Below are 12022 nucleotides of genomic sequence, written 5' to 3'. Positions count from 1 at the left end.
GTTTGCGTAATATTATTTTACAAAATCAGAATGTGCTTTCAATCCATAAGCTGGTTCTGCATGTTTGACTGCACTGTTGATTGCACGTGCCATCACTTCCACAGCCAAAGCGCCCAAAGCATCTGGATTGACTTCCACTTCGCCAGTGGATACCACAAAGATGCTATCGCCATCAGCAGAAGTATGTACAGGATGAATTGCATGAGCAAAACCATTGTGTGCAATACCAGCCAATTTGGTGCATTGGGATTTGTCTAATTTTGCATTGGTGATGATACAACCAATTGTGGTGTTACCAGAAAATACATTGCGATCTTTGCCAATTTCTTCATACATTGCTGCTGCTGTGTTGGCAAGTGCAGATTTGTCTTCTGTAAGTAAACCACCAAGCATTTCTTTGGTATCGTAATCAAACACATCACCCAAAGCGTTAACTGCAACAATGGCACCACATTGTACATCACCAAGTTGTAAGGTATAAGTACCCAAACCACTTTTCATCATACGATCTACACCAAAATATTTACCAATGGAAGCACCAGTACCAGCACCTACATTGCCTTCTGCCACATCAACAGTGCCAGCATTTTGGCAAGCTTCATATCCCATAGCTTTGTCAGGTCTACATTTTGCATCTCCAACCACAAGGTCAAACAAAGAAGCACCACAAACGATTGGAACCACACCAACACCAACATCAAAACCAATGCCTTTTTCTTCTAAATATTGCATTGCACCATCGCCAGCTTCCAAACCATAAGCACTACCACCAGATAGCATAACACAATGGATTTGTTGTACCATATTGATGGGTTTCAAAAGTTCTGTTTCACGAGAAGCAGGACCACCACCACGTACATCTACGCCAGCAGTTGCACCAGATTCACAGATGATTGCAGTACAACCAGAACCGCCTGTAAGATTTTGTGCATGACCAATTTTGATACCTTTGATGTCACTGATTTTAATTTCTTTCATAAGTTTCCTCCTAAAAAAGGGAGCAAGAGCAATTGCCCTTGCCACCCACATATTGTTCTATTTCATAAAATTAACCGTTCAAAACAGAGATTGCAATAACCAAAGCTGTGATAACACCGACAACAGCTTCACCACCAAGCATACCAGATGCTACGATAGTACCCAAACCAGATTTTTCAACCTTAGGAGCAGTTTTGTCCAAGATGAAGCGCAAAGCACCACCGATGAAAGCAGTTGCAGAAAGATAGAATGGAAGGTAAACGCCAAGACCAAGTGTCATAACAGGAATACCCATGATGTACATTACAGTTGCAGCAACCAAACCAATGAGGAATGCAGGCAAATGCGCAATGCCACCAACCATAGAAGCAACAGCAGCAGCTTGAGCAGCAGGGAACATATCGCTACCAAATGCTTCACCGCCATAAGCAGTTACAATGATCATCAAAACAGCAACAGAAACAACAGCACCAATCAAACCACCAATAACTTCGCCAATCCATTGTGCTTTTGGATCAGATTTCAAAATATGACCAGATTTGAAGTCATTCATAACGTCACCAGTCAAACCAGCAGCAACAGCAACGATTGCAGCAACGAAGAAAGCAGCATTGCCATCAACGCCAGAAGCAGCTTTTGCAATGATCAAGATGATGATACCAAAGATTTCCATTGGGTTGATACCAGATTGACCAACACATTGACAAGCCATTGTAGTTGCAAGCCATGTACCAAGGATTGTGATGATGGAAGCTACGATAGGCATATCCAAAACAGCTGTAAAGAGAACTGCCAAAACCACCATTACGATAGGTGCCCAACGCATAGGAACAATGGAATCACCAGCATTTTCTTTGGAAATCATAGGACCAAAGATATCTTTGACACGTGGAAGGATTTCTTTGATGAAGATACCAAGACCACAACCAACCATAAGACCAATACCCAAAGAAGATTTGATTGCAGCAGCGGTAGCAGCATCGAAAAGACCAGCAGCTTGACCACCCATAAGGATACCAACATCACCAATCAAAGCACCAAGGAACCAAACGCCAATGTAGAGAGGTCCAATGATGTAACCAACACTGATGAGCATTGGAGAATACCAAACACCAAAGAAGGAACCATATGTACCCATAATGTTACCATTTAAGGAAACAGCAGGAATGAAAGGTTTTACCAAAGCTTTTGCACCATAATACAAACCATCACGGAACAAAGCAAAGATACCAGCGATACCCATGGAACCAAAGAGCCATTTTGCTTTTTGACCACCTTCATCACCAACAACAACAACTTCAGCAGCAGCTTGACCCATAGCATATGGAAGTTGCGCTTTTTCTACGAAATGTTTTCTGAGAACAGCGGTGAAAATCAAACCAAGAAGCACACCACCAAGAGTCAGAACCAAAAGTTTACCAAAACCAACATCTGCATTTGGATCCAACATCCAGATACCAGGCAAAGTAAATGCAAGACCACCAGCAACCATAGCACCAGCAGACATTGCAGTATGAGTTACGTTGATTTCATTGTAGTTTGTGTTGCCCAAAGCTTTCAAACCAAACATGGACACAAGTGCCACGAACATGATTGGCCAAGGCAAAGATGAAATTCTAAGTGCAATAAACATGGATGAACATGTTAAGATAACAGCACCGATTGCACCAATAATCATACCACGAGTTGTAAATTGCTCACGGTAAGATGCTGCATACTTTGAGTTGCTTTGTTTGTTTGACATACCAATTCCCCCTTAATCCATATACAAAACAATGATTTTACTTTCCAATCATTTTGTGTAGAAAAATAATAGCCTTTGTAATTCATAGAATAACATAATAACACAAAATATTAGAAAAACTAAGTTCTTACATTATATCATGGTTGAAAGAAAAAACAAATGGTTTTCGTGAAAATACATATTAATGATTGCATGAAATTGGTATTGATTTTTTGTGATATTTGCTGTTTTTTATGGTAGAAAAACGAAATGTGTTGAGAAATATTCCTAAACATGGTACTATCAAATCATTATGGTAGAATCATAGTCAAAATACAGAAAGTATGTATTTATGGCAACATTGGAGGGATAAATATGAATTTTGATTTTTCGTATGTAGATATTGCGTTTCAAAATGGTACCATCATCACAGTCAATGAGTCTGATGGTGTGGTAGAAGCAATTGGAATCAAAGGCAATAAAGTGGTTTTTGCTGGTTCCAATGCAGATTTGGCAAAAATCATAGATGCAAATACAAAGGTGTATGATTTGGCAGGACGTTCTGTGATGCCAGGCATCAACGATAGCCATTATCATCCAATTTTAAATGGTATGTTGGGTGAAGAATTGGATTCTGCTATGATCGATACCACTATGAAATATTGCAAAACCCTTGGGGATATGTTGGATTTGGTTGCAAAAGCTGTTGCAGTCAAAGAAAAAGGAGAATGGATTTCCATGATGGGATACGAACCATTGCTATTCCCTGAAAAAAGACATCCAACCATAGAAGAATTGGATGCAATTGCACCAGAAAATCCAGTCCATTGTATGCATGGTGGTGGTCATATTTGTATGTATAACCACAAAGCATTGGAATATTTGGATGTGTATACCGCAGAAGATGCAAGTAAATATCCTGTGGATGAAGTGGAAGTCATTGATGGCAAATTGACTGGTTTGGTGCGTGGACATACTCATTTTTGGCTTTGGGGTAAAGTGGTCTATACAGAAGCACAACAACAAAAAGCAGCAATGAAATCCCACCAACAATGCTTGGAAAAGGGGATTACTTCTGTTGGAGATATGGGTGAATGCGATGCACCTTCTTATCATGTCATGCAAAAACTTTGTAGAGATGGTATTTTCAAAGTGCGTACCTATATGGCACTCCATAGCATCTTTGGCAAACCTTTCTCCAAAGAAGACAATGAACATTTCCTAAGCCTTGGTTTGATGACAGGTCTTGGTGATGAAAAATTTCGTATTGGACCTTGTAAATTTATGATTGATGGTGGTTCTGGTGGACCTTCTTGTGCCACAAGAGAACCTTATAGTCATAATCCAGATTTGCCACGTGAAAAGGGTTGGGATTTGGAAGAAACCATAGAATACATCAAAATGATTGACAAAGCAGAGTGCCAATGTACTGCACATGCCATTGGTGACGAAGCCATTGAATATATGGTCAAAGGATATGAAGCGGCATTTGCTGAAAACCCAGATTTGCCCAAATTGCGTCATAGAATTGAGCATTGTACTTTGGTAGACCCAGATTTGATTGCACGTATGGCAAAAATGAATATTTGTCCATCTGTCAATGCTGGTTTGGTTTCCTATTTGGGTGCCAATTATGCATTGTTCTATGGAGAAGAACGCAACAAATATCTTGGTGCTTTGCGTAGTATGATGGATGCTGGCGTTATGTGTTCTTTGCATAGTGATGCACCTTCTGGTCCTTGTGGTATGGCTATGATTGATGGTGCTGTCAATCGTTATGATCGCAAACAAGAGGTGCAATGTGACAAAACACAAGCAGTTTCTTTGTTGGAAGCAATTCGTTGTGCAACTTACAATGCAGCATATCAATCCTATGAAGAAAATATCAAAGGTAGCTTGGAAATTGGCAAACTTGCAGATTTAATTGTTTTGGATCGTGATATCGTACATATGGATACCATGGATTTGAACCAAGTCCAAGTGGATATGACCATGATTGATGGAGAAATTGTATTCACAAGATAAAATTTTCATAGAAAATTCAATGGTATGTATTTTTGTCATTCAGAGGAATGAAATGACGAAGAATCCAATTGAAAAATAACATAAAAAAACCCGAAATCCACACAAAATGGAAATCGGGTTTTATTTTATTGCAATTAAAACATTCCTTGTGTTACAGGTGCAAGCCAAACACGACCAGTACCACGATATACATTGACAAGACCTTCTCCAGAAGCGGCAGAACCAAGGAGAGATTTACCTGAACGTTCCACTGTAAAGGCTAGGCTACCACTCCAAGCGATTGCCATATTGCCATCAATTTTGAGAACATCATCTTTGAGTGTAATTTCAATCAATTCTTCTCTAGGGCAGTTGGATTCCAAACAGAGAACACCACTACCTGTTACAGCAAGATTGAACAAACCTTCTCCACCTGCTACAGCGGAAGAGAGGGTAGAACGCATCACAGCTTTTTGAGATAAAGAGGATTCACAAGCAAGGAATAAACCATCTTCCAAGACAATGGAGTTGTTCCAATCTTCCACATTGAGCAACAATAAGTGTTTGTAGGTAGGCTCTAATACCAAGGTTCCAGAACCAGTGTATTCTGGCTTGATTGCAGATTCACCAGTTGCTTTGCCACGAATTGCTTTACCAAACAAATCGCCAACACCTTTCAATCCAGTGGTTGCATTGACATCGCCAACACTCCATTGCATTGCGCCAGCTTGTACCGTTACATTGGATTCGTTCAAATCGCAAATCACTTGACGTTTGCGAACATTCATTGCATTTGCATAGTAAGCAGTCATTGCATTTTGTGGCATAACGCTCAAATCACGTTGGTATTCGATAATGGAGAATGCACCGAGTTTTGCCAAGATTTTAATATCATCATTGTTTGTGAAATTGGAAATTTGATACATAATAACAACTCCTTTTCTAATCTTTTGATTTTGTAAGGGCGACTATTGGTCGCCCGTTCGTTGCAGAATATAAATGAATTTTATTTTTGGAAGTTATGTATTTGACCATTAAGCCAAATAAGTATCTTCTTTTGCCAAAATCAATTGGGTAATCAATTCATTGTATGGTGTAGCAATGCCAAGTTCTTTACCTTTTTTCACAACAGCACCATTGATTTTTGTAATTTCTGTTTGACGTTTCAAAATTACGTCGGAACGCATAGAAGAACGGTTTGCAGAAGTGTTCACTGCAACCACCAAAGCATTTGCAACCACTTCATCTGCATTGAAATCCATACCAGCAGCATTTGCAACAGTCACTGCTTCACGTACCATCAATTCTGCACAAATAGCAGCATGGGCATTGTCATTGACATAACCATTGTGGATATCCAAAAGAGCAGTGATGGCATTGATTGCCACATTGACAAATACTTTGCTCCAAACCAAAGCCAAAACCTTATCAGAACAATCCATTTCAAAGCCAACAGCTTCCAAAGCATCTGCAACTTTCTGTGCATTTGTTTGATCATCACTCATAGCACCAATGTGTGTTGGACCAACACCAGCGTGGAAAATATGACCAGGACCTTTCATGGTACAACCATGGCTTGTGGTACCAACAATAACTTGTTCTTTTGGAACCACTTCCATAATATCTTCACCATTGCCATAGCCATTTTGCAAAGTCAAAACAATGGTATCAGAACCAATGATGGCACGATTTTTCACAAGAGCTTCTGCTGTTTGTGTGGATTTTACAAAAACAATTGCCAAATCTGCAACACCAACTTCTTCTGGATTTGTGGTTGCTTTAGGAGAAACTTTTGTCACAGAACCATCCAACTCATCAATTTCCAGACCTTTTTCGTTGATGGCATTGACATGATCTTGCCAAATATCTACCATCCAAACTTCGTTGTTTTTGGAAAGATATCCGCCATACAAACTACCCATTGCACCAGCACCAAGAATTGCAATTTTCATAAGAAACCTCCTTAGGTTGTATATATTAGACATTGTTTTTATGTGTTCGATTGATATTGTGTTTATTTTAATGCAAGGTAACATATGCTGTCAACTAGAATGTAGCTTGGAAGAAAATGCAGTTGTTTTGCACAAAAAATAGAGGTTAATTTTGGTGAAAATATTGAAGAAAATCAATGTATTTTACAGGGGTTTCTGTCTTTTTTAGTGATTTTTAAAAAAACTAGAGATTGACAACAACCATAAAGCTAGTCTAAAATGGAGTTATAGTAAGTGTACCATGTACAAATGTGTACAGAATATATGAAACTTTAGGGAAATGGATTAGAGGAGGAGATTCCGATGGCTAAGAAAAAAATGACAATTCTTGATTTCAAAAAATACAAAGAAGAAGGACGTAAGTTTACATATGTAACAGCATATGACTATACAACAGCTTCTATCGTAAATGATAGCGAATGTGAAATCATTTTGGTAGGTGACTCTTTGGGTATGATTATGCTTGGTTACACAACAACTGTTGGCGTTACTGTAGATGATATGGTTCATCACATTCGTCCAGTTGTAAAAGGTGCTCCAGATACTTTCATCGTTGGGGATATGCCATTTGGTTCCTACAATGCAAGTCCAGAACAAGCAATTATGACTGCTAACCGCATTTTGATGGAAACAAACTGTGACTGTGTAAAATTGGAAGGTGGCGTTGTAATGGCACCTACAATCAGAAGAATGGTAGATGCTGGTATTCCTGTAATGGGTCACATCGGTTTGACACCTCAAACTTCCACATCTCTTGGTGGTTTCAAAGTACAAGGTGGTACACCTGAATCTGCTGCAAAACTCATTGCTGATGCAAAAGCTTTGGAAGAAGCAGGCGTATTCTCCATGGTTTTGGAATGTGTTCCTAGTGTAGTTGGTAAAGCAATCCAAGAAGCTTTGACAATTCCTGTTTTGGGTATTGGTGCTGGTCCTAACGTAGACTGTCAAGTTTTGGTAACCCAAGATTTGCTTGGTATGTATGGTGATTTCAAACCAAAATTCGTAAAACAATTTGCTCATGTGCGTGAAGAAATGGTTAGAGGTTTGAACCAATTCCACGAAGAAACATTGAGTGGCGAATTCCCATCTCCAGAATATTCCTTCAACAAAGCTGTAGATATTCCTAAATTGTATTAAGAATTTGCAGATTTGCAACAAGTATAAGAATTAAATATAAAGTCTTCCATGTTTGGAGAGCTTGGATTGTCGAAAAACGAAAGGGTTTTTATCTTTTAGCGTCGCAGACTGTAATCCACAGATCGTATCGGAAAGAAATCCGATGGCGAAGCCATTTTGCGTAGCAAAATACTGACCAGAATCGCATTTCGTCAGGGTCATCACTTTGCGTTGCAAAGTCAGCTTGCGCTGCCCGCATTCTTGCGGTGAATGGGACAAAAAGGGATTTCTAGGTGCTTTGTAGAAGCACTTGTATGAGGAAATCATCTTTTTTACCTATCAACTACAACTTGAAATCCTGATTTCAAGTTAGCGTGTCGACTTTTTCGACACGCAAAGCCTTCCATGTTTGGAAGGCTTTTTTGTACCAAAGAGGGATATGTATGTATACAAAATAACACTACATATTGTGTATTGTGGTGTGCATTGTGACGATATTTAGGTAATCTTACGAAAAATGTAAGATTTTCTTTGACTTATGCTGTGGATATACATATAATAATTTCATTAGAAGAAAATGAGTAATGCATTGGATTTTACGTTTTATATTTCACTGTGTGGTTCTTGGTGATGGATGGAAAAGCCATTTTCAAACATCATCTGAATACAAGGGATGCAAGTGCACCCTATTATAAAAGGAGGAATGTAGTAATGGAAAAAATGAGTTACAAAGAAAAGTTCATTCAAATGAACAAAGAAGCAAAAGCAACATGGATTGCAACCGCAATTGTTTTTGTGTTTTGGTGGGTATCTGGGTTTGGTATCTATGCAGTTGCACCGGAAGCAACAATCCTTTATATGCCAGCATGGTTTATGGTTGCTTGTTTTGGCACATGGTTCTTGACCATTGGTTTGGTTGTGTATTTGACCAAAAAAGTCTTCAAAGATTTTGATTTGAATGATGACACAGAAATAGAAGGAGGGAATTGAGAATGGATGTATTCATGCGTATTGCACCAACGGTAATATTCTTCGTGATTCTTTTGGGCATGGGGTTCTGGATTCAAAAGAAATCCTCTGATTCTCGTACAGCAAACTACTCCAAAGATTACTACATTGGCGGACGTAGTCTTGGTGGTTTCGTTTTGGCTATGACCTTGGTTGCTACATATAGCTCTGTAAGTTCTTTCCTTTCAGGTCCTGGTGTGGCTTGGCAAAGAGGTTTTGGCTGGGTATATCTTGCTTCCATCCAAATTGTAGCAGCATTCATCGTTTTGGGTGTTCTTGGTAAAAAAATGGCAGTTATCGGTCGTAAAGTAGATGCGGTTACTGTTGTTGACGTAATTCGTTCCAGATACAATTCCAATGTTTTGGCGATTATCAGTGCTATCGTTATTATTGTATTCTTCACAACATCTATGTTGGGTCAATTCATTGGTGGTGCAACTTTGTTCTCTGCAGCAACAGGCTGGTCTTATGACGCAAGTTTGATGTTGTTTGCAGCAGTAGTGGTTTTGTATACTACAGTTGGTGGGTTCAAAGCAGTTGCCATTACAGATACAGCTTGTGCCATCATCATGATGGTTGGTATGGGTATCTTGGCTGTAATCATCTTGGGTGAAGGTGGCGGTTTGTCTGGCGTTATGGCAACCATCACAGAAGTTTCTGCAACAGCAAGAACAACTGGTGAAGGCGTAGATATGATTGCTCCTACAGCTAGTGGTTTGGTTTCTGTGAAATCCTTGATTGGTTTCTGGTTCTTGGTTGGTATCGGTACAGTTGGTTTGCCACAAACAAACGTACGTTGCTTGAGCTATAGAGATACAAAAGCAGTTCACTCTGCAATGATTTATGGTACTATCGTTGTTGGTGCTATGATGATTGGTATGCATTTACTTGGCGTTTTGGCTAGAGGCGTATTGTTTGAAGTAGAAGGCTCCACAGATACAGTAATCTCTACATTGATTTCTGGACATATGCATCCATTGTTGGCTGGTTTGACTATCATTGGCCCACTTGCTGCAACTATGTCTACAGTTTCTTCTCTTTTGATTTCTGGTTCTTCCGCAATCGTAAAGGATATTTATATTTACAATAAAACAACAAAAAATGAAGCAGTTGACCAAAAAATGGTTGGTAAAATTTCTTTGATCGTAACAGCTGTTATGGGTATCGTAACCATTATTATGGCGTTTGAACCACCTTCTATCATTATTTGGATTAATATGTTTGCTACTGGCGGTTTGCAAATTGCATTCTTCTGGCCACTTCTTTTGGGTATGTTCTGGTCAAAAGCAAATGGCACTGGTGCATTGTTCAGTGTTGTCGGTGGTTTGGCTGTGTATTGTATTGCAACTGCACAAGGTATTTCCATTGGCGGTTTCAACAACATCATCGCATCTACAATTATTGCGTTCATCTTGTTCGTAATTGGTAGCAAAGTTGGTAAACCAGCAGAGGAAAAAGTATTGCGTACATTCTTCCCTGATAAATTCTAAGTTGAATAAAATACATTTGAGGTGGGCTTATGCCTGCCTCTTTTTTGTATCAAGAAATGGTGTAATAAAAAAGGACTTATGACTGGGTTGCAATCATAAATCCTGATTTCGATTTGATGTAAATTATACCAATTTGGCATCGCTCCAAATACGATCCAAACCATAAAATTCACGTTGTTCTTTGTTGAATAGATGTACCAAAACACCGCCAAAATCCAACAAAATCCAAGTGCCACTGTTGTATCCTTCTGTATGGAACACTTTGATGCCATCTGCTTTCAATTTTTCATCCAAATCATCTGCCAAAGCACGTAAATGGGATGCAGTATTTCCGTTTGCAATGACAAAGAAATCTGCGATATTGGACAAACCTTGCAAATCCAAAACACGAATGTCTTGTGCAATTTTATCATCTAAAATGGTTTCAATTTTTTTTGCTACTTCTAATGTGGTGAAATTACTCATTGCTGTCCTCCTGATATTGTTTATAGTATTGTAATGCTTCTTCTGAAATAGGATGTGGCTTTCTACCTTGTTCCTTGACATAGTTTATGGTGTCTGCCAAAATAAAACACATTGCCAAATCCAAATCCAAGTAAGCAAGCCTTCTTGCTTCTTCAATGCCATCGAACTTTTCTCTATTGGGTTCGATATAATCGGCTATGTATATGATTTTTTCCAGCAAACTCATATGGGGTCTGCCAGTTGTGTGATAACGAATTGCATCCAAAATAGTGGTATCTGTAATTTGATATTCACGTTTTGCAATTTCTGCACCCAAAACTGCATGAATCAATTGTGGTGTGCGTATGGTATCTTCATCCAATGCCAATTTGTATTCTTTGCAAAGTCGTTGTTGCAAATCCCTAGGATAATCCTTTGCACAATCGTGTAACAAACCTGCAATTTGGGCTTTTTGTTTGTCTTGTTTGGTGCCATAGATTTCTGCCAATTTCATGGCTTCTGATTCAACACCTAAGGTATGGATATAGCGTTTGATTTGCAAAGCAGATTGCAATTTTTCTTTCATACTTTCCAAATTGATGGTGTTGCTCATATCCAAATCCTCCTCATTTTGATATAGTTCAAATTTATGAATATAATCCACAACAGCTTGTGGCAATAAATACTTAATGGGTGCATCTTCTTTGGCACGCATACGAATGTCAGATGATGAAATTGCAAGTGCAGGAACTTCCATAAAATGAATGCGACTTGGAAATTTTTCTTTGATATTTTTGATATCGCTGAGCAATTTCTTTTTGTCATAACCAGGTCTTGTCACTGCAACAAAATCACAAAGTGACATAAGGCGTTCTGGTTCTTTCCAATGCATAATTTGATGGATGGCATCGGCACCAGTGATGAAATACAAACGGACATCTGGTCTACAAATCTTCTTCAGTTCTGTAATGGTGTCGATGGTGTAAGTGGTACCTTCTCGATCAATTTCAATACGAGATACATCAAAATTATCGTTACGCATGGTTGCCAAAACCGTCATCAAATAGCGGTGTTCATGATGTGTAACCGTTTGGTTCATTTTATGAGCAGGTCTACCAGTTGGAATAAAGATAACCTTATCTACATTGAAACGATGACGTACCGCTTCTGCTGTCACCAAGTGACCATTGTGAATGGGATCAAATGTACCACCCATAATGGCAATGCTCTTACAATTTTGAAATCCTGCAAATTCGTTTAACATAAGC

At 38.9% G+C, this 12022-nt stretch carries 10 protein-coding genes; 4 read left to right on the top strand and 6 right to left on the bottom strand.

Features of this window, described 5'->3' with window-relative positions:
• Positions 1–12 precede the first annotated feature (12 nt).
• Positions 13–978, bottom strand: coding sequence for a P1 family peptidase (locus tag MJY40_RS09650; RefSeq protein WP_317854034.1), 966 nt, complete (start codon positions 976–978; stop codon positions 13–15).
• 70 nt (positions 979–1048) lie between these two features.
• Positions 1049–2722 (bottom strand): OPT/YSL family transporter, encoded by a 1674-nt coding sequence (locus tag MJY40_RS09645; protein ID WP_317854033.1) that lies wholly within the window; start codon positions 2720–2722, stop codon positions 1049–1051.
• A 354-nt stretch (positions 2723–3076) separates the two neighbouring features.
• Between MJY40_RS09645 and MJY40_RS09640 the strand changes: the two genes are divergently transcribed.
• On the top strand, positions 3077–4726 hold the full coding sequence (locus tag MJY40_RS09640) for an amidohydrolase (protein WP_317854032.1): 1650 nt from the start codon (positions 3077–3079) through the stop codon (positions 4724–4726).
• A gap of 134 nt (positions 4727–4860) precedes the next feature.
• Here MJY40_RS09640 and MJY40_RS09635 read toward each other — a convergent pair whose 3' ends face one another.
• Positions 4861–5631 (bottom strand): AIM24 family protein, encoded by a 771-nt coding sequence (locus MJY40_RS09635; protein ID WP_317854031.1) that lies wholly within the window; start codon positions 5629–5631, stop codon positions 4861–4863.
• Positions 5632–5739: 108 nt separating this feature from the next.
• Positions 5740–6657: a ketopantoate reductase family protein gene (locus MJY40_RS09630; protein WP_317854030.1), complete on the bottom strand. Its 918-nt coding sequence runs from the start codon at positions 6655–6657 to the stop codon at positions 5740–5742.
• Between the two features lie 342 nt (positions 6658–6999).
• On the opposite strand from MJY40_RS09630, the gene panB reads away from it, so the two are divergent.
• From panB to panF, 3 genes are all read left to right on the top strand, one after another.
• On the top strand, positions 7000–7833 hold the full coding sequence (gene panB, locus MJY40_RS09625; RefSeq protein WP_317854029.1) for a 3-methyl-2-oxobutanoate hydroxymethyltransferase: 834 nt from the start codon (positions 7000–7002) through the stop codon (positions 7831–7833).
• A 690-nt stretch (positions 7834–8523) separates the two neighbouring features.
• Positions 8524–8802, top strand: a complete 279-nt coding sequence (locus tag MJY40_RS09620; RefSeq protein WP_317854028.1) for a YhdT family protein — start codon at positions 8524–8526, stop codon at positions 8800–8802.
• Positions 8803–8804: 2 nt separating this feature from the next.
• Positions 8805–10310, top strand: a complete 1506-nt coding sequence (gene panF, locus MJY40_RS09615; RefSeq protein WP_317854027.1) for a sodium/pantothenate symporter — start codon at positions 8805–8807, stop codon at positions 10308–10310.
• A gap of 123 nt (positions 10311–10433) precedes the next feature.
• On the opposite strand, the gene rsfS is transcribed toward panF, so the two are convergent.
• Together rsfS and nadD are read right to left on the bottom strand one after the other, a co-directional pair.
• Entirely contained in the window at positions 10434–10775 is a 342-nt protein-coding gene (gene rsfS, locus MJY40_RS09610) for a ribosome silencing factor (RefSeq protein WP_317854026.1), read from the bottom strand.
• Positions 10768–12018: a nicotinate-nucleotide adenylyltransferase gene (nadD, locus tag MJY40_RS09605; RefSeq protein WP_317854025.1), complete on the bottom strand. Its 1251-nt coding sequence runs from the start codon at positions 12016–12018 to the stop codon at positions 10768–10770. Before nadD ends, rsfS begins: the two co-directional genes overlap by 8 nt.
• Between the last annotated feature and the right edge of the window lie 4 nt (positions 12019–12022).

It is taken from the genome of Chakrabartyella piscis, assembly GCA_030067835.1.
Taxonomy (GTDB): Bacteria; Bacillota; Clostridia; order Lachnospirales; family Anaerotignaceae; genus Chakrabartyella; species Chakrabartyella piscis.
The sequence above is the reverse complement of the archived record's forward strand: the minus strand, read 5'-3'. Positions and strand labels throughout refer to the sequence as shown.

Coding starts and splice junctions, on each gene's coding strand:
- MJY40_RS09630 (WP_317854030.1), bottom strand. CDS start 6,657: ATGAAAATTGCAATTCTTGGTGCTGGTGCAATGGGTAGTTTGTATGGC.
- MJY40_RS09640 (WP_317854032.1), top strand. CDS start 3,077: ATGAATTTTGATTTTTCGTATGTAGATATTGCGTTTCAAAATGGTACC.
- rsfS (WP_317854026.1), bottom strand. CDS start 10,775: ATGAGTAATTTCACCACATTAGAAGTAGCAAAAAAAATTGAAACCATT.
- nadD (WP_317854025.1), bottom strand. CDS start 12,018: ATGTTAAACGAATTTGCAGGATTTCAAAATTGTAAGAGCATTGCCATT.
- MJY40_RS09635 (WP_317854031.1), bottom strand. CDS start 5,631: ATGTATCAAATTTCCAATTTCACAAACAATGATGATATTAAAATCTTG.
- MJY40_RS09620 (WP_317854028.1), top strand. CDS start 8,524: ATGGAAAAAATGAGTTACAAAGAAAAGTTCATTCAAATGAACAAAGAA.
- panB (WP_317854029.1), top strand. CDS start 7,000: ATGGCTAAGAAAAAAATGACAATTCTTGATTTCAAAAAATACAAAGAA.
- MJY40_RS09645 (WP_317854033.1), bottom strand. CDS start 2,722: ATGTCAAACAAACAAAGCAACTCAAAGTATGCAGCATCTTACCGTGAG.
- panF (WP_317854027.1), top strand. CDS start 8,805: ATGGATGTATTCATGCGTATTGCACCAACGGTAATATTCTTCGTGATT.
- MJY40_RS09650 (WP_317854034.1), bottom strand. CDS start 978: ATGAAAGAAATTAAAATCAGTGACATCAAAGGTATCAAAATTGGTCAT.